16 protein-coding genes and 1 pseudogene are annotated in these 18931 nt (G+C 58.5%); 13 read left to right on the plus strand and 4 right to left on the minus strand.

The genetic code is table 11. The annotated features are described in order from the left end of the window. From P0O24_RS10715 to P0O24_RS10745, 7 genes are all read left to right on the plus strand, one after another. The coding region (locus P0O24_RS10715; RefSeq protein ID WP_316969749.1) for an IS630 family transposase at positions 1–702 on the plus strand (702 nt) is incomplete at its 5' end. Positions 703–765: 63 nt separating this feature from the next. Further along, the gene (locus P0O24_RS10720; RefSeq protein ID WP_316969750.1) at positions 766–1497 is read left to right on the plus strand and encodes a hypothetical protein; all 732 of its coding nucleotides are present in this window, start codon (positions 766–768) and stop codon (positions 1495–1497) included. Between the two features lie 276 nt (positions 1498–1773). Then, entirely contained in the window at positions 1774–2502 is a 729-nt protein-coding gene (locus tag P0O24_RS10725; protein ID WP_316969751.1) for a HesA/MoeB/ThiF family protein, read from the plus strand. A 1-nt stretch (position 2503) separates the two neighbouring features. Further along, on the plus strand, positions 2504–3595 hold the full coding sequence (gene thiI / locus P0O24_RS10730; RefSeq protein WP_316969752.1) for a tRNA uracil 4-sulfurtransferase ThiI: 1092 nt from the start codon (positions 2504–2506) through the stop codon (positions 3593–3595). A gap of 40 nt (positions 3596–3635) precedes the next feature. Continuing rightward, positions 3636–4796: a cysteine desulfurase NifS gene (gene nifS / locus P0O24_RS10735; protein ID WP_316969753.1), complete on the plus strand. Its 1161-nt coding sequence runs from the start codon at positions 3636–3638 to the stop codon at positions 4794–4796. A 39-nt stretch (positions 4797–4835) separates the two neighbouring features. After that, entirely contained in the window at positions 4836–5228 is a 393-nt protein-coding gene (gene nifU / locus P0O24_RS10740) for a Fe-S cluster assembly scaffold protein NifU (RefSeq protein WP_316969754.1), read from the plus strand. 308 nt (positions 5229–5536) lie between these two features. Next, positions 5537–7426: a heavy metal translocating P-type ATPase gene (locus P0O24_RS10745; protein WP_316969755.1), complete on the plus strand. Its 1890-nt coding sequence runs from the start codon at positions 5537–5539 to the stop codon at positions 7424–7426. A 28-nt stretch (positions 7427–7454) separates the two neighbouring features. Here P0O24_RS10745 and cysE read toward each other — a convergent pair whose 3' ends face one another. From cysE to P0O24_RS10760, 3 genes are all read right to left on the minus strand, one after another. Beyond that, entirely contained in the window at positions 7455–8414 is a 960-nt protein-coding gene (gene cysE / locus P0O24_RS10750) for a serine O-acetyltransferase (protein ID WP_316969756.1), read from the minus strand. Between the two features lie 12 nt (positions 8415–8426). Further along, the gene (gene cysK, locus P0O24_RS10755; RefSeq protein ID WP_316969757.1) at positions 8427–9356 is read right to left on the minus strand and encodes a cysteine synthase A; all 930 of its coding nucleotides are present in this window, start codon (positions 9354–9356) and stop codon (positions 8427–8429) included. A gap of 92 nt (positions 9357–9448) precedes the next feature. Continuing rightward, the gene (locus P0O24_RS10760; protein ID WP_316969758.1) at positions 9449–10381 is read right to left on the minus strand and encodes an ABC transporter substrate-binding protein; all 933 of its coding nucleotides are present in this window, start codon (positions 10379–10381) and stop codon (positions 9449–9451) included. Positions 10382–10499: 118 nt separating this feature from the next. Between P0O24_RS10760 and P0O24_RS10765 the strand changes: the two genes are divergently transcribed. After that, positions 10500–11105, plus strand: coding sequence for a PPC domain-containing protein (locus P0O24_RS10765; RefSeq protein WP_316969759.1), 606 nt, complete (start codon positions 10500–10502; stop codon positions 11103–11105). Positions 11106–11307: 202 nt separating this feature from the next. On the opposite strand, the gene P0O24_RS10770 is transcribed toward P0O24_RS10765, so the two are convergent. Further along, positions 11308–12426 (minus strand): hypothetical protein, encoded by a 1119-nt coding sequence (locus P0O24_RS10770; RefSeq protein ID WP_316969760.1) that lies wholly within the window; start codon positions 12424–12426, stop codon positions 11308–11310. A 140-nt stretch (positions 12427–12566) separates the two neighbouring features. Between P0O24_RS10770 and P0O24_RS10775 the strand changes: the two genes are divergently transcribed. The 5 genes and pseudogenes from P0O24_RS10775 to P0O24_RS10795 all read left to right on the plus strand — a co-directional run. Further along, complete coding sequence (locus P0O24_RS10775) at positions 12567–13691, plus strand: 3-dehydroquinate synthase II (protein ID WP_316969761.1); 1125 nt, start codon at positions 12567–12569, stop codon at positions 13689–13691. A 33-nt stretch (positions 13692–13724) separates the two neighbouring features. Next, on the plus strand, positions 13725–14477 hold the full coding sequence (locus P0O24_RS10780) for a type I 3-dehydroquinate dehydratase (RefSeq protein ID WP_316969762.1): 753 nt from the start codon (positions 13725–13727) through the stop codon (positions 14475–14477). Between the two features lie 402 nt (positions 14478–14879). Continuing rightward, a complete protein-coding gene (gene cdhA / locus P0O24_RS10785; protein WP_394356776.1) occupies positions 14880–17315 on the plus strand; it encodes a CO dehydrogenase/acetyl-CoA synthase complex subunit alpha in 2436 nt (811 codons plus the stop codon). A gap of 13 nt (positions 17316–17328) precedes the next feature. Next, complete coding sequence (gene cdhB, locus P0O24_RS10790) at positions 17329–17874, plus strand: CO dehydrogenase/acetyl-CoA synthase complex subunit epsilon (RefSeq protein WP_316969764.1); 546 nt, start codon at positions 17329–17331, stop codon at positions 17872–17874. A 402-nt stretch (positions 17875–18276) separates the two neighbouring features. Further along, positions 18277–18931, plus strand: a pseudogene (locus P0O24_RS10795) (CO dehydrogenase/CO-methylating acetyl-CoA synthase complex subunit beta); the annotation flags it as partial.

The following is an 18931-nucleotide window of genomic DNA, read 5'->3' on the forward strand; positions in this document are numbered from 1 at the left end:
ATTGAAAAAAACGAGATAAAACCTTGGCTTAAGAGCCGCTGGTGCATAGGTAAGATGACAAGCGACTTCATCTGGCATATGGAGGATGTATTGACCCTTTATGAACAGCCCTATGATCCACTAAATCCTGTAATCTGCTTCGATGAGAGGCCGTGCCAGTTAATAGACGATGTCATAACGCCTATTGCTATGAAACCTGGAACTCCCAAAAAGGAGCATTATGAATATGCTCGTAATGGCACATGTTGCGTTTTTATGGCTTTCGAACCGCTTGCGGGCAAGAGGATCGTCTGTGTCAGGAAGCGACGGACAAAAGTGGACTACGCACAGTTTATGAGCGATCTTGTCAAACATTATCCAGATGCGGACTCTATACGCCTCGTTCAGGACAACCTAAATACACATACTGCCGCTTCATTTTATGATGCGTTTCCTGCCGATGAGGCTTTCAATCTTGCTAAGAAATTCGAATATCATTATACGCCCAAAAAGGGTAGCTGGCTAAATATGGCGGAGATAGAACTCTCGGCTCTTTCAAAGCAATGCTTGGATCGAAGGATTGGTGATATCAACGAACTATCAAAAGAAATCGATGCTTGGCAGCGAGAAAGGAATGATATCAAAGCGACCGTTCGATGGAAATTCAATAAAAGCGACGCTAGAGAAAAACTCAAAAGGCATTACTTTAAGTTGCAAAATTAATGTTAAGGAGCACTATGGCGGAGTTCCGAAAAGCAGATAAATTATACGGCATAACCACTGTATATGCAAATCTCAACGAAACCCCTTGAATCCGACGAATTAGTGGTGGTAGCCGATCTCTTGGAAGCGAGTGAAGAATTTGAGAATTTCTATAATAAAGAGAGAAAGGAAAAATTAGATATTATTCGCTGGTTTTTAGATTTAGACTTGCCGGAAGGTATAGAAGCGTCGGCAGATGTATTTAAAAATTTCATCTATTACAAAACACCACCTGAATCCGCTAATGACGCGCATACTATTGCACATGAAATAATGCATCTTATCCGTTATAAAGAAAACGGCATTTTAGAAATAAATCCGGCTAGTAAAACTATTGAAATGTTAGCCGGTTCTTTAAATAGTATGCTCGAAGATTCGATAGTAGACAAAATACTACAAGATAAATATAATTTTAATTTAGCAGATGCATATAGAAAGACAATAGAATATGTGGAGACAAATTTTAAAGAAGAATCCTCGAATTTTGTTGGTAGATTGCGACACGGCATAAATATCACAAACAAAATGCTGTTATGGGATTTGATAACTGATCAAACCGCCCTTGACGAGTGGCATCGACACCTAAAATGGATTGAGACAAATTATCCTCATGGTTATAAAATAGCCACAGAGATAAAACTTGTTGTGGACATCATCGGGTTAGGTACAATTGATCAGCAAGGAGAGATAGTTTTAAAATTGATAGATATGTATAATCTTGGTGAAATGATATCAATTCCAGAACCGGATATCTAGCTGAAAACGTTATGCTTAACTTGCTATAAATAATAATTAAAGCTAAAATTATCGGTTGTTATTTAGTTTTATTTTTGGTTTGGCTTTGTAACACCTAGAAGTCACCTACCGATAACTTGACAGAACCGCCCTCAGAAAACCTTTTATGGGATAACAATTGTTAATGGAGATTTTGTGGCGACAAAATGATATGCTGGAGCTTCTCGTGGATAAGGAGGAGACCCCTCGCCGCCAGGTTTGGGGGGAGAACGGTTCCATCAAATGAGAGGTACATCGATGAACGTCGAAAGGTTCCTGGATAGGTACGACCGGCAGATCCGCCTCTTCGGAGTCGAGGGGCAGGAGAAGATAGCTGGATCGAAGGTCTTCATCGCCGGGGCGGGGGGGCTCGGCTCTCCTATATCCGTATACCTGGCGGCCGCCGGGGTCGGAGAGATCGTGATCGACGACGACGACGAGGTGGAGCTATCCAACCTCAACCGCCAGATCCTCCACTGGGAGAGGGACATCGGCAAGAAGAAAGCGCTATCGGCGAGAGAAAAGCTCTGCGAGATGAACTCCGAGATCGTCATCGAGACGACGGCGGAGACTATCTCCGAGGAGAACGTCTCCCGTCTCATTGGGGACGCCGACCTCGTCATCGACGCCATGGATAACTATCCCGTGCGGTATCTTCTCAACGAGACGGCCATAAAAAAGAGGATACCCTTCATCCACGGGGCGATCTCCGGCTTCCACGGCCAGGCGACGACGGTGATTCCGGGGGAGTCGGCGTGCCTGCGGTGCATCTTCCCGCAGGCTCCCCCTCCCGCCAAGTTTCCAGTGGTGGGGGTCACTCCTGGGATCATCGGTCTGATCCAGGCGACGGAGGCTATCAAGTACATCACGGGGACTGGGGAGCTTCTCAGCGGGAGGCTCCTCCTCTGGGACGGCCTTTCGTCCACCCTCGAGACGATGGAGATCTCAAGAGACCCCCGCTGCCGGGACTGCGGGGGGCTGGGCTAGCTTGTACCTTCTTCGGTACTCGGAGATCGCCCTCAAGTCCCCAGCCGTAAGGAGCCGGTGGGAGAACCTCCTCATGAGAAACCTCAAGGAGGCCCTCCCGGGATGTAAGGTGAGGAGGACCCGGGGCCGGATCTGGCTTTCGGGACCTGTGGACGAGGAGAGGCTGAAGCAGATCTTCGGGATAGTCTCCTTCTCCCCCTGCGAGCAGACCTCTCTACAGGATCTCGGTTCGTTTATAATCGACTACTGCGAGAGGACCGGGCTATCGGAGGCGGAGACCTTCGCCCTGAGGCTCCGCCGGGTGGGAAGCCATCCTTTCTCGTCCCAGGAGAAGACGGTGGAGCTCGCGGACCTGATCCTGGAGAGGTTCCCCCACCTCAGAGTTGATCTCGATCGTCCCGAAGCGACGGTCTACGTCGAGATCAGGGAAGACGACTGCTACCTCTTCCGCAACGTCGTTAAGGGGGTCGGCGGGCTACCCCTCGGCGCCGAGGGCGATCTTGTAGCTCTCTTCTCCGGGGGTATAGACTCGCCGGTGGCCGCCTGGATGATGATGAAGCGCGGATGCAAGATAACCCCAATCTACGTCGACCTCGAGGGCTTCTCCGGCCCCCTGGGCCTCGCGCGGGCCGAGGCGGTGGTGGAAAGGCTGAAGGCCTACCAGCCGGACCTGGACCTTCTGGTCGTAAATGACGGTTTCCTCAAAAAAAGCTCTGAGATGATGAGAGAGGGGGGAGTTGAGAGGTACACCTGTCTGATCTGCAAGCGCCGGATGTACCGGCTGGCGGAGGCTGTGGCGAGGGACATAGGCGCCAAGGGGATCGTCACTGGCGAGTCCCTGGGCCAGGTCGCCTCCCAGACCCTGGACAACCTCCTCGTCCTGGACGCGGCCGCATCGCTCCCGGTCTACAGGCCCCTTATAGGCTTCGACAAGGTGGAGGTGGAGAAGATCGCAAGAGAGATAGGAACCTTCGACGCCTCCATCCTCCCCTCCGAGGGGTGCGGCGCCGTCCCCAGGAAGCCCGCCACCAAAGCGAAGCTGGAGGAAGTGGCCAAGATCGAGGAAGATCTAAAATCCTCTGCAGATCTATAACGGCTCAGATAGATCAGATCGATTGAGGAGTGACTGATAGATGAAACGGATATACATGGATCACGCCGCCACGACGCCCCTCGCTCCCGAGGTTCTCGATGCGATGATCCCCTACTTCTCGGAGCGCTTCGGAAACCCTTCCAGCCTCCACAGCTTCGGGAGGGTGGCTCGGGAGGCGGTGGATGATGCCCGATCTGATGTGGCGGCCCTCCTGAACGCCGAACCTTCGGAGATATACTTCACCAGCGGGGGGACGGAGTCGGACAACCTGGCCATCAAAGGGATCGCCCGTAAGAGTAAAAAGAAGGGGCGCCACATCATCACCTCCTCCATAGAGCACCCCGCCGTCCTGGAGGTCTGCAAAGCCCTGACGAGAGAAGGGTTTGAGGTGACCTACCTTCCGGTAACAAGGGAGGGGCTCGTGGAGGTCGGGACGGTGGAGGAGGCGGTCCAGGAGGATACGATCCTCATATCGGTGATGCACGCCAACAACGAGATCGGAACGATACAGCCCCTGGAGGAGATCGGTAGGCTCGCAGGCGAGAAGGAGATTTACTTCCATACAGACGGGGTCCAGACCGCAGGAAAGATCCCCGTGGACGTGAAATCCCTCGGCCTCGACGCCTTCACCCTCTCGGGCCACAAGCTCTACGGCCCAAAGGGGGCTGGAGCCCTCTACATCAGAAAGGGCGTCAGGATCGAGAGCATCCAGCAGGGCGGAGGCCACGAGAGGGGGATGAGGTCGGGGACAGAGAACGTCCCGGGTATCGTCGGTCTGGGGAGGGCCGCCAAAATCGCAAAAGAGAATATGGCGGAAGAATCGGAGAGGATGAGGTCTCTTCGGGACCGGATGAGCGGCTGGGTCCTCAAGGAGATCGAAGACTCCTGGCTCAACGGCCACCCCGATAAGAGGCTTCCTTCAAACCTCAACTTCGGATTTAGGTACATAGAAGGGGAGTCCCTACTCCTCTACCTAGATGCGAAGGGAGTCGCCGCATCCACGGGATCGGCCTGCTCCTCGAAGAAGCTTGCGGCAAGCCACGTCCTCTCCGCCATCGGCCTATCTCCCGTCGAGTCTCATGGATCTCTTCGCATAACCCTTGGGATGAGCAATACCGAAGAAGATGCCGACTATGCCTGCCGGGCCATCTCTGACTCGGTGAAGAGGCTGAGGGAGATGTCGGCCATGAGGCCGGAGTGAACGGTCTCCAACCCGAGGCGAAATAATAAGAGGATTTATATGTCACAGCCAGGATACAGCGAGAAGGTGATGGACCATTTCATGAACCCGCGAAACGTCGGCGTCATCGAAGATCCAGACGGATACGGGAAGGTGGGAAACCCGACCTGCGGGGACGTTATGGAGATGTTCATCCGGGTGAAGGACGACAGGATAGAGGATATCAAGTTTCGGACCTTCGGGTGCGGCGCGGCGATAGCGACGAGCAGCATGACGACGGAGATGGCTTTGGGCAAGACGGTGGAGGAGGGGATGAAGATCACCAGGCAGGACGTCGCCGGAGAGCTGGGGGGTCTTCCGCCAAACAAGATGCACTGCTCGAACCTGGCCGCCGATGCCCTCCACATGGCCATCGAGGACTATCGGAATAGGGCTGCGGGCCAGAAGGGGTGACCATTTGATCTCCATCGATCCCGTGGTATCTGAGGGTCCTGATCGGTCTGATTTAAAGATCATGCGGTCGGCTCAGGTCATGCGGTCGGCTTAGGTCGAGACTCAAGCCAGCTACTTATAGCGTCGGGGCGAAGGATCAGGCGGGAGGAGCCGGCCTGTCTTTTGAATGGGTGAGGCGCCGTCCAAAGCGGCTGATACGGTAATTTGTACAGCAATAGAGAGAAGAATCCGAGGACGAGGATTGAAAGCTGTCATCTTATGCCCGCTGTGGTCCTCTCCTCCTCTAATGAAAATGAGGTTTTAGGCCTATGGTTGAGGATGAAGAGATCTTCGAGGGGAGATGGTACCAGTACCCTAGGATGCAGACCGCCCTCCTATCCGGCCTCCTCTCGGCATCAGCCTACGGCCTCGAAAGCCTTGGGGCGATATCGCAGGACGTCAGGATCTTCATCTTCGCCACCGCCATCCTCGTAGGAGGATATAGCTGGGCGAGGGAGGGGATAGAAGAGCTCCTCTTCGAGAGGAAGGTCGGGATAGAGATCCTCATGATGGCCGCCGCCCTGGGCGCCGCCGTCCTCGGGATCTGGGAGGAGGCGGCCTTCTTGGTCTTCCTCTACTCGGCGGCGGAGAGCCTGGAGGAGTATACCTACGCCAGGACGAGGAGCTCGATAAGGGCCCTCCTCGACCTCGCCCCGAAGACGGCGAGGGTCAGAGTCGGCGGGACGGAGAGGATCATGCCGGCGGCCGACATTAAGAGGGGGGACCTGTTTCTCGTGAGGCCGGGGGAGTCGATACCCACCGACGGGCTGGTCGTCGCAGGCAGGTCCAGCATCGACGAGGCTCCGGTGACGGGAGAGTCGCTTCCCGTCGACAAGAGCGAGGGTATGCTCGTCTTCGCCGGGACGATCAACCTCGAGGGGGCGATCGAGGTGGAGGCGACCACCTCCTTCGAGGAGAACACCCTCTCGAAGATCATCCACCTGGTGGAGGAGGCCCAGGAGGTGAAGGGGAGGTCTCAGCTCTTCATCGAGAAGTTTGGAGATAGGTACTCCCCCCTGGTTCTGGCGGGGGCTGTCCTACTGATACTGGCGTCTTTGCTCCTCGAGGGCGGCTTCTATGAATGGTCGGAGAGGGCCGTCGTCCTTCTGGTGGCCGCTGCCCCCTGCGCCCTGGTGATATCAACCCCCATAGCCATCGCCGCCGGGATAGGCAGAGCGGGAAAGAGCGGGATCCTTGTAAAGGGGGGTGTTCACCTGGAAAACCTGGGCAAGATCAGGGTCGTAGCCCTCGACAAGACAGGGACCCTGACCCGGGGCAGGCCTGAGGTGACGGACCTGATACCCTTCAGGGGAGATGGAGCCAGCCTTCTGGCCCGGGCCTACAGCCTGGAGAGGCTCTCAGATCACCCCGTGGCCAGGGCCATCACAGAGAGGGCGATCTCTGAGAAGGTCGAAGCAGGAGATGTGGAGAACTTCACCTGCCTCATCGGGACCGGGGTATCGGGAGATGTGGATGTGGAGACCGTCTACGCAGGAAAGCCGGAGCTCTTTGAGGGGCTGGGGGTGCGGATCTCTGATCCGACCCTGGTAGATAGGTTGAGGGCGGAGGGGAAGACGGCGGTCCTCGTCGGGACTGCCGGAGGCCTGGACGGGATAATAGGGGTGAGAGACGAGATCAGGGCTGGGGCGAAGGAGGCTGTGGCCTCCCTTCACGGCCTGGGGCTGAAGGTGGTGATGCTGACCGGCGACAGCGAAGCAGCAGCCAGGGCGATCTCAGCGGAGCTCGGGATAGACGATTTCAGGGCAGGCCTATTGCCGGAAGAGAAGAGTAGGGCGGTAGCGGCCTTGGAGGAGGAGTTCGGCCCCGTCGCCATGGTGGGAGACGGGATAAACGATGGGCCCGCCCTCGCTCAGGCGACGGTGGGTATCGCCATGGGGGCGGCCGGGACCGACGCGGCGATCGAGGTCGCCGATATCGCCCTCATGGCCGACGATCTGGCGATGGTCCCCCATGCTTTGGAGATCGGGAAGAGGGCGAGGAGGATAAGCTTCCAGAACATAGCCTTCTCGCTCCTCGTCCTGGGGCTGCTCGTGCCGTCGGCTCTCCTCGGAGGGCTGAGCGTTGCCGGGGCCGTTTTCTTCCACGAGAGCTCCGAGATCCTGGCGGTTTTGAACGGCCTGCGGGCGGCTCGCGGCTGAATCGACAGACTGCACCATGAGGAGTGTTCTAAACCTCTTGCCGGAGGCTCCGTTGCCTTGCGAACCTCTCCCAATCCCAGGGCTCGTCCAAAACCCGCACATCCACCCGGTTCACCCCCGAAAGGCCCATCACCCGCCGATTGACCTGCTCTTTGAGGTGGTCTGCCAGAGGGCACGCCTGGGAGGTGAGGACCATATTCACCTCCACCCGGTCGCCGTCAACGATGATATCCTTAATAAGACCCAGGTCCACTATGTCTATCCCCACCTCCGGGTCCAGGACGTCACGGAGCGCCTCCCGGACCTCCTCCTCTTTCGCGAGCTTCATCTTGATCATCTCCGCCTCGGGCCCCGAGAGGGATCTCTCCAGGGAGCGAACCCTCTCTTCCATCCAGTTCTGACGGTCGAGGAGCCTGCTCACCACCCGGAGCATCGGGTCCGGGAGGTTTGCATAGTTGAGGTCGGTCCTCGTCGACGGGCACTCCGGCTCGGCTATCCTTCCCGGCACCCCCACCACCGTCGCTCCAGCCGGAACGGATCTGACCACCACCGATCCTGCCCCGATCTTCGCCCCACTGCCGATGGTAACAGGACCCAGGACGATCGCCCCGCTCCCGATCACCACCCCGTCCTCGAGGGTGGGGTGGCGCTTCACCTTCTCCAGGCTCGTCCCCCCCAGGACCGTCCCCATGTACATCAGGACGTCGTCTCCGACCACCGCAGTCTCGCCTATTACAACCCCCATCCCGTGGTCGATGAAGAATCTCCTTCCGATCTTCGCCCCCGGGTGGATCTCGACCCCTGTCAGAAAGCGGGATATGTGGGATAGGAGGCGGGCCGCCAAGCGGAGCCGGTGGGTCCAGAGGGCGTGAGATATCCTATGGATCCAGATGGCGTGAAGTCCGGGATAACAGGTGAGGACCTCCCAGATCGACCTCGCGGCGGGGTCCTTCTCGAAGACGGTCTGGATATCCTCTCTTATCCTCATCTTCCCTCGACCTCACATATCAAAGAGCTCTGTGGAGAGGTACCGCTCCCCGGTGTCGGGGAGTATGACGACTATCAGCTTTCCTCGGTTCTCGGGCCTGGCGGCTACAGAGAGGGCTGCCCAGGCGGCGGCACCGCAGGATATGCCCACCACCAGACCCTCCTCCTTCGCCAGCCTCCGGGCGGTGGCGAAGGCGTCTTCGTTCGTCACAGGGACGATCTCATCGACCAGGTCGAGCTTCAGGACGTCGGGGACGAATCCGGCACCGATACCCTGGATCTTGTGGGGTCCCGGCTTTCCACCCCCCAGGACCGGGGAGGCGGCCGGCTCTACGGCTATCGCCTTGAAGCCGGGCTTCCGGGACTTTATGACGTCGGCCACCCCGGTGATCGTGCCGCCGGTCCCGACCCCTGCCACCAGGATGTCCACCTTTCCGTCGGTGTCCCGCCATATCTCCTCGGCGGTGGTCTTCCGGTGGATCTCGGGATTTGCCGGGTTTCTGAACTGCTGAGGGATGTAATAGTAGCGCGGGTCCTCAGCGAGCATCTCTTCAGCCTTCGCCACCGCCCCTTTCATCCCCAGAGGTCCGGGGGTCAGGACCAGCTCGGCGCCCAGGGCCTTCAAGAGCTTCCGCCGCTCGATCGACATAGTCTCCGGCATCACGAGGACGAGACGGTAGCCCCTGGAGGCGCAGACGAAAGCGAGGGCGATCCCGGTGTTCCCGCTCGTTGGCTCCAGGATGATGGTATCATCCTTGATATGCCCCGCCTTTTCAGCCGCCTCGATCATGGAGACGCCTATCCTGTCTTTGACGCTCCCCAGGGGGTTGAAGCTCTCGACCTTCGCCACCACCGTGGCCTGCAGCCCCTCTGTCACCCGATTCAGCCTGACCAGGGGGGTGTTCCCGATCGTCTTGGTGATATCATCATATATCTTTGCCATATCCGTCTCGCCTCTTTCGCCTCCCCATGATGGGCAGTCGAAACTTCTCAGCATTTCTCATGCATTCACAATTGTTAATTGAATCATCATATTTAAAGATTTCCTGGATCCCGGTAGTGATCCCCCTCGGGATGGACCCGTTCAATCGCCGTCATCTCGAATATCTCCCCGGCCTTCACCTCTCCGGGGATGGCTCCCGTCTCCTTCAATAGGGACGCAAAGGCCATGGTGGCATCGATGTACTCCCTGGAGAGGCTGGCGCAGTATTTCGGAGACAGTCGGTAAACCTCCAGGGCGAAGTCGGCGTCTATCGTCGGCGGGGCCTCTGCCACCATCCCGGCTGCAACAAGGGGCCTAGTCCTTATCAGGTTCGATGCGTCCTCGTGCCGCCTCAGGAACCCCTCCAGGAACCGGGGGGATCCCTCTATCAGCTCCTCGGTGGCAACGATCCCATAGCTGGGATTCTTTGGCCACATCAATTCCGGTGGAAGGACGATCTCGGCGCTCAGCTTTTGGATCGCCAGGACCGCCAGGGGAGGGGTCCCGCACCCCCCCTCCACCTCGCCGTCGATCATGGCGTCGAGGATGAAGTCGGCCCAGTCGTAGTTCTTGATCTCGATCTCGTCCTCGAACCCGGCGCTTGTGACCATCTGTCGGAGGATGACGTCATGGATGGAGCCCCTCTTGGGGGTGCCTATCGACCTTCCCCGAAACTGGGAGAGAGATTCGCGAACCGTCCTTCTCTGGCGAATCCCAGCAAGCCCCACCAGGACCGTCCCCTCCATATGGCCGCCGGCGACGCATCTTATCCTCAAGCCCCTCCCGATCCCGATGATGGCTGGGGGGAGCCCGATGTACTCCAGATCCAGCTCTTCCCTTCCGAAGGCGTCGATCATGTCGGTGCCGGTGGGAAAGAGCCGCCAGGAGACCTCGACCCCCAGCTCCCCGCCGAGGTCAGATCCCTTCAGAATGAGGCTAGTGTGATAGAGGGTGCTTAGGTAGCCGATCCTGATCTCTTCCGTCATGCCGATAAATTATCTCGATTATGATATATGAGGTGATGGAGACTGTCATCACCAGAAAACAATATAGTATCGCAAGCTTGTATATCGATCATGAACTCTGGCGGCACCTTCAGGGAGAATGTCTCAAAGAGGGTCAGGGAGGTGGCGAGGCCTAGGGAGGGGGCTAGGCGTCGTCGCCACTTTCTTCGACGACAGGGGAAGGGTGATAGTCCAGTCGCCGCCTGCATACTGCCCCATCTGCGCCGTGGAGATAGGGGCGGGCCGGGATCCAGGTCTCGCCGAGAAGATTAGGGCTGCCCTCCGGGCGGAGTCCGAAAGCCTGGAGCCGATCTCAGGATACATCCTTGCCATATCCTTCCCTGACCTCGACTGCGACGAGGAGCCGAACGACTCCCCCGAGGAGGCCCTGGATATCGGCGTCCTGACCTCAGGCGTCGAGTTGACCATATCTGGCTGCATCCTTCCCGGAGGCGACGTCGACTACTACGCCGTCGTCGTCGAGGAGCCCCTGGATGTGGTCGTCGAGACCTCCGGCAGTGGAGACGGCGACTCGGTCATCAGCCTCTACGATGGCGAGAAAGAGGAGATCGCAAGAGACGACGACGGCGGGGAGGGGACCTGGTCCAAGATCGCTGAGCTGCTGGAGCCGGGTGCCTACTATCTCAAGGTCGAGGCCTACGGGGGAGGCACCATCACGTACGATCTCTCGGTGGCGCAAGCTTAAATCGAGTCCGGTGAGCCGGAAGGAAGCTGAATATCCGAAGATGGAAGGATAGGACGGAAGAAGGATGCGGCGAAGAAGTCCGTAACGGTCTGAAGCCGGCGGCCGAGAGGGGCAAACCGCGCTCATAATTTCCGCCGCTCTCCGCCCCATTTTTGTTCCCCCCTTATCTCCCTCCGGCCCCTCCTTTTTTTCCGCCTCATCCTCACCAGAATATCATCACCCCGAAGGCGACGGAGAGCATGATAAGGTTTCGCAGGCCCGTCGAGCAGATCACAAGCTGCGTCCCTATCCGAGGGCCGAAGATCCCGGCGTGGGAGGGGATCAGCCACCTGGCGGCCCATGCGGCGCTGGTGATGACATTTCCGATCATGAGGGTTACGACGACCTCCTTTCCCGAGATCTCCTCCGCCGCCAGAAGGCCGCCGGCGACGGTGTAGGCGGCGACGTACCCCGCGAACTGGGCGGCTATGATCCCGAGCCCCGCCGCCGGGATGGGGAGGTATCCTCTGATCCCGCTGAGGTGGAGGGCGAGGAGGTCGAAGGCCCCGACCTGGATGAGGACCGATACCATGAACATGATCGCCGTCGTCATCTTCGCGACCCTCACCACCTTGGGCCTTGCGGCCCGCCAGCTTCGCTTCAGCCCCTCTTTCATCGGCGGTCGATCCGCCCTCGCCGCCTCGCCCCTTCTTTCGACGATGGAGAGGGGGGAGGTGGCGTCTTGGGTCCTCTCTCCTGCGGCCTTTGCCGGGGCTTTCCTCGAATCCTCTCCTGCGTCTCCCCCTGAATCCTCTCCTGTGGCCTCCCCCGAATCTTCTCCTGCAGCATCCTCTGGGGCCTCCCCTGGTGAGCTTCCCCTATCTCCGTCCAGGAGGAGGCGGCCTGCCATCATCACCACGGAGGTCTTCAAGAGCCCCACCAGCATCAGAAGGCCGAAGTAGACGAGGCCGGTGAACCCCAGCAGCGGTATCAGGACCGGGAGGAGGGATCTCCAGTGCATGGTGGTGGCGGGAAAGGAGTTGACCAGGGAGGCGACGAAGAGCTCCCTCTTCTCGATGAGCCCATCTCTGTAGAAGCCGGCGAGCATCGAGTTTGCGGACGCCGCCGAGAAGAAGGCGAGGATGAAGCTCGCCCCGGCGGCGTCGCTGAGGTGGGAGAACCTGGTTATGGGCCTTGCGATGAAGGCGATCCTCTCCGCCGCGTCGTAGACCATGATCAGCTCGGCGAGGACGAGCCCCAGGACTATCGGCGGCAGGGACTTGGAGAGGATGGCGAAGGATGTGGCCGTCGATTCGATGAGGATCCCAGTTATATCCGTCATTGTCCTCCATCATCGGCGGGACCCATTATTAAGTAATACGGATGAATCGACGATTCATAACCTTTCTTCTGGGGATCGGGATGGAGGGGATAGGCAGGTCTCCAAAAGAAATTAGTAACCATAGCCCCCCTCCCGTCACCATGAAAGAGAAGTGGCTCATGGCCGTCGGGGGCTCCTGGGATGAGATCAAGCCGCGAATCACCACCGCCCTCGAGTCCGGGTTCGACTGTGTTGTAGTAAGGCAGGAAGACGTCGAGCGGGTGAGAAGGCTCGGGGATATAAAGGTGGCGTCCTTCGGAAACGAGCGGGGCGAGGAGGACATCCTGATAATAGGCCGCGGCGGCGAAGGGAACGGCTCGGCACCCCTCCCCGAGGACTTCGGCGCGTCCCTGGACATAAGCCTCGCCAGGGCCGCGGAGGGGACGGTGGCCGGCTACGTCGAGATCAGGGGCAAGAGGTACGAGGAGTTCGCGGTGGAGCTGGGAAAGAACGTCGATTACCTCGTTGTCGTCGGCAAAGACTGGAAGGTGATCCCCCTGGAGAATATGATCGCAGGCCTCCAGGGCGAGGAGGTCAGGATCATCAGCGGGGTCAAGACCGCCGAGGAGGCGGAGGTGGACCTTGCGACCCTGGAGAAGGGGGCTGACGGGGTCCTCCTCGATACTTCGGACCTCTCGGAGATCAAAAAGGTCCAGAAGGCGGTCGAGAAGGCGGGGATGGCGAGGCTCGACCTCGTCCCTGCAGAGATCACCCTCGTCAGGCCCGTCGGTATGGGGGACCGGGTCTGCGTCGATACCTGCACCATGATGCGCCCCGGAGAGGGGATGCTCGTCGGCTCCCAGTCGAAGGCCGCCTTCCTCGTCCATAGCGAGTCGGAGGAGAGCTCTTACGTCGCGGCCCGACCCTTCCGGGTGAACGCCGGGGCGGTCCACGCCTACGTCAAGGTCGGGGAGAAGACCCGCTACCTCTCGGAGCTAAAGGCCGGCGATGAGGTGACCATCGTCGACGACGAGGGGATGACCGCCACCGCCGTCGTCGGGAGGGTGAAGATCGAGAAGCGGCCACTTATGCTCATCGAGGCTGAGGTGGATGGGATGAAGATCTCCACCATCCTCCAGAACGCCGAGACGATCAAGCTGGTGGGCGAAGACGGCGCCGCAAAGTCGGTGACCGACCTTCGTGCTGGGGATAGAGTCCTCGTCCACGTCGAGGGGAAGGCTCGCCACTTCGGTATGGAGATCGAGGAGAGCATCCTCGAGAGATGATTTGTTCAGACCTTTAAAGGTGGGATATATCTGGTGGAGAAGACGGAGCCGGAGTTGGACGCCGGGAAGGTGAAGGGGTTTATGGGGAGAAAGAGGACCCTCGTCTTCGACGGCCTGAAGATCGAGGCTCCGGCGGTGGTGGCGGTCCTGAGCGGATCGGCGGCGGAGCGGGACGCCTCGGCGGCGGAAGGGCTCGGGGCAGACCTGGTGGAGGTGAGGCTCGACCTCGTCCCCGGCGATACCATAGGGGCGATCAGAAAGGTCCGGGAGGCGACGGCCCTGCCCATCATCGCCACCAACAGGATCGCCGAGGAAGGCGGAGCCTTCCGGGGCGGGGAGGATGAGAGGATCGAGATCCTGGCGGAGGCCTCGGCCTGGGCGGACCTGGTGGACGTGGAGTTTATGGCTGGGGGGCGGAACCGGCTGATGGAGATGGTGGACAGGCCCCTGATAATCTCTTACCACGACTTCGAAGGGATGCCCACCCTAGAAGCGACGAGGTCGATCTTGGCGGAGATCTTCGGTTGCGGTGCCGATATCGCCAAGATAGCCCTAACCCCCGCCACCCTAAAAGACTGCCTAGGCCTTCTTCAGATCGTCCATGAGACGGAGCGCCCCCTCACTTTGATGGGGATGGGGGATCTTGGAAAGCACCTGCGGGCCGTCGCCCCGGTATACGGCTCGGTCCTCACCTACGGCTACGTAGGAACGGCTACAGCCCCCGGCCAGATCCCGGTGGAAGCGCTGAGATGGGTCCTGGACGCCCTCGTCGCCGAAGATCGTTGAGGTCTCCCAAGAACCGGCTCCCCCGGGGGGTTACGTCTCCCTTTTGATTTGCGGGTCGGCGGGGATGAGATCTCGAATCCAGTCGACCTCGCTTCCCCTGTTATGTAAAATAATTGCTCAAAATATGATATGAATTCTCAACAAATCATTAAAAATGAATATCCCTATTTTGTAAAATGAGAGTTCTAAATCAAATCTTCTGTCTATTATCTAGGATTATATTCTGGTCATTTCTTTGTAAGATGATTAGTATTGACTTTTCTTTTCATCGATATGTAAAGCCATTACCGCAGATTTAACTGCAAAGTATTAAGGTATTGATATGACACTGATCCCACAAGGTTTATATCAAGCAATTAACCCACTATAGCGCGCGTATATTTATCAGAGAGAGGTGAGATGATGGATAAGATGGAAGGCAGCTTTGCCGTCGAGGACATGCAGAATGTCCAGATCAACATAGGTGCGATAGTCAAGGAGGTGGAGGAGTGGGACCAACCCATGGGCCCCTTCCCCTATCCGAGCATTGCCACCCTTCGGGACTGGGACTTCAAGATAATGCAGAGGTACAGGGTATTCTACTCTCCGATCTGCGATCGGTGCACTCTGTGTACCTACGGTCCCTGCGACCTGACGGGAGACAAAAGGGGCGCCTGCGGCATAGACCAGGCAGCCCAGCAGGGGAGGATCGTTCTCATAGCGGTCCTCATGGGATGCACCGCCCATGCCGCCCACGGGAGACACCTCTACCACTGGTGCCTGGACAAGTTCGGCGACCTCCCCTTCAAGATGGGCGACGAGATTCTCGTCGACGCTCCCCTCACCAGGACGATAGCAGGGATCAAGCCCAAGACCCTCAAGGACTTCGGCCCCGTCCTGGGCTACGTCGAAGAGCAGGTCTCCCAGCTTCTGGCCTGCACCCACACCGGTCAGGAAGGAAATTACAAGGACTTCGAGTCGAAGGCGCTCCACGCAGGGATGCTCGACTCCCTGGGCAAAGAGGTCTCAGACCTGATCCAGATCGTCGCCTACGACATGCCCCGCGGGGACGAAGATGCTCCCCTGGTGGAGTGCGGGATGGGAACCCTCGACAAGAACAAGGCGATCCTCATCACCTACGGCCACAACCTGGCGGGCTCCGCAGAGGCGATGTTCTACACCGAGGACAACAACCTCTGGGACAAGGTGGACATCGGGGGCGTATGCTGCACGGCCATCGACAACACTCGAATCTGTGAGGGTATCGGCCACCCCGACAAGGAGTTCAACGACAAGTACAGGATGGTCGGGGCGAAGGCGAAGATCGCCGGCGCCATCGGCTGGTGGAGGAAGATGGTCCGGGGAGACTGCATGGACTGCATCATGGTCGACGAGCAGTGTGTCTGGACCGACGCCATCGTCGATGCCGAGAAGTACAAGATACCCCTCATCGCCACCAACGAGAAGATCATGCTGGGCCTGCCGGACAGGACGAACGATCCCGTCGACGAGATCGTCGACGACCTGGTGAACTTCAGGATGCCCGGCGTCGTCGTCCTCGACCCGGTAAAGGCCGGCGAGGTCGGCGTCAAGACGGCGATCGCCGTCAAGCCGAAGCGGGCCGATATAAGAGAGGCGGACCCCTTCCTCTCCGAGGAGGATTTCAAGAAGTACGCCGAGTCCTGTACCTACTGTCACTCCTGCCAGTTCGTCTGTCCCCCCCACATCAAGATAGGAGATGTCGTCCGGGCAGCGGCAGAAGGTAACTACGAGCCCCTGAGCACCACCTACGAGATCTGCGTCGGCTGTCGAAGGTGCGAGCAGGTCTGTCCCCAGGACATACCGATCCTCAGCCTCTATGCTTACGCCAACAGGGATTACATCAGAAACCAGAAGTTCAAGATGAGGGCCGGCAGAGGTCCCGTCAAGGACACGGAGATCAGGCGTGTAGGAGCGCCCCTGGTTCTCGGGACGATCCCCGGGGTCATAGCCATCATCGGATGCGGCAACTACCCCAACGGGACCAAAGAGTGCTACGACATCGCCCGGGAGTTCGTCGACAGAGGGTTCATCGTGGCCGCCACCGGCTGCATGGCGATGGACATGTCCCTTTACACCGACGAGGAGGGCAAGACGATCTGGGAGCAGTTCCCCGGAGGCTTCGACGGTCGGAACATCTGCAACATAGGCAGCTGCGTCTCCAACGCCCACCTCCACGGGGCGGGCATCAAGGTGGCGACGATCTTCGCCGGCAGAAACGAGAGGGCGAACTACGACGACATCGCCGACTACATCCTCAGCAAGGTGGGCGCCTGCGGCGTCGCATGGGGTGCCTACTCTCAGAAGGCCGCCTCCATCGCCACCGGCTTCAACAGGCTTGGGGTCCCTGCCGTCGTCCAGTCCCACAGCGTCATGTACAGGAGGGCGTTCCTGGGCAGGACCGACAAGAAGGAGGACTGGGAGATCATCGACGCGAGGGACGGCTCGAGGGTCTACTGCGAGCCTGCGCCGGAGCATATGCTCTACGTCGCCGAGTCCGTCGAAGAATGCATGTTGATGATGGCGAAGCTCTGCTTCAGGCCCAGCGACAACAACTCGGGCAGGATGATCAAGCTGACCCACTACTGCGACATCAGCATGAAGTACTTCGGTTGCATGCCCCCAGACTGGCCGATCTACGTTCGCCACGCCTCCGACCTTCCCCTCAAGTGGAAGGAGGATATGATGAAGGAGCTGGAGTCGAAGTACGGCTGGGAGATCGACTGGAAGAGGAAGGCGATTCTGAGCGGTCCCATCCGAAAGTCGGACGTCAGCTTCGACCCGACGAACATCGAGAGGAAGATCAGGGCGAAGAAGTGAGGAGGCGGTAAAAATGGCAGTAGACACCACCAAGAACGCTGTTCCCTTCGAGATGGCCCAGATCCCCGGGCCTGAGATGGCGAAGGCCTACAACACCGCGGTCATAGGCGCCATCGTCAAGAAGGCGAAGAGGCCCCTCCTCGTGGTGGGGGCCGAGCTATTCGAGGATCCCGTGATGTTCGACAAGGCGATCGAGATCGGCAAGACGGGCGTTCCCATAGCGGCGACCGCCCATTCCATCAAGGGGTTCGTCGAGCGGGGGTACACCGATAACGTCACCATGATCGGGCTACATCCCCTGACCAACTACCTCCGGTTCAAGGACTGGCAGGGGCTCGACGGCAAAGGTCAGTACGACGTGGTGATCTTCATGGGTATCTTCTACAAGTTTGCCAGCGCCATGTTCTCTGCGCTCAAGAACTTCAACAGGGATATCAAGAGGGTCTCCATCGACCGGTACTACCACGTCAACGCCGACATGACCTTCGGAAACCTCGCCTTCGACCCGGAGAAGTACCACGAAGCGATAGACGAGGTAATCGCCAAATTGGCGGCGTGATCCCTCCCCCATCCCTTTTTATTTTGGGAGCGGCGATCTCTTGGGTCGCCCGCGGAGGGGAACTATCAAAATCAGGATGATCGAGCTCGTGAAGCCCGGATAGATCGGGTTTGAGCTCTGTATGGCAGCGGAGGTGGGCGAAGATGGGCGGGGTCAGGTCCGGCGATCTAGCCGGAAGATCCCCCACCGGAGCTTCGGCTCAGAGTGGCCTGAAACGATGGACCGATGATATGGAGGGAAGGCTTGACCACCTTTGCCCTCTGGTTTAACGAGCGCACTATGGCCGGGCCACGTTAGTGGGTGAGGATCTATTGGCCCCCTTCGCCCTCTCTCCGACTTCCATGCATATTTTAAAATCGTTTTTTTTTTCTGATTGTAACCTAGGATAAAGGAGTTGTAGAAATGGCAGAAGAGATCGAACTGGACATGTCCCCCATGTACGAGGGGGAGCGGATCAGGAAAGGCGACATCTGGGTTGAGATGGGCGGTCCCAAGGCGGACGGCTTCGAGCTCTCCATCGCCGCATCGATGGACGATGTTGAGGACGGGAAGGTCACCATCAAGGGCCCCGACATCAGCGAGATGGAAGAGGGCAAGACGATCCCCTTCGGCATGATCTTCAAGGTAGCAGGCGAGTTGATCGAGCCGGACCTGGAGTCTATCATCGAGAGGCGTAACCATGCTCTCCTCTCCTACGTCCACGGCCTCATGCATCTCAACCAGAGGGACGCGATCTGGATGAGGGCGGGCCTGGACCTCAAGAAGGCGGGAGTCACCTCCTGGTCACAGATCATGAAGAACGTCATGAACCTCTACAAGGCCGAGATGCCGTTCATCGAGAAGATGGAGGCGATCGTCCTCACTTCCCCCGAAGAGGTCACCGCAGGTCTTGCGGAGGCCCACGCCAAGTACGCAGCCAGGGATGAGCGTGCCAAGGGTCTCCACGACGAAGAGGTGGACGTCTTCTACGGCTGCACCCTCTGTCAGGCCTTCGCCCCGACGAGCGCCTGCGCCGTCACCCCCGACAGACCATCACTTTGCGGTGCCATCACCTGGT

This window comes from Candidatus Methanocrinis alkalitolerans (genome assembly GCF_029167205.1).
In the GTDB taxonomy this organism is placed as follows: Archaea; Halobacteriota; Methanosarcinia; order Methanotrichales; family Methanotrichaceae; genus Methanocrinis; species Methanocrinis alkalitolerans.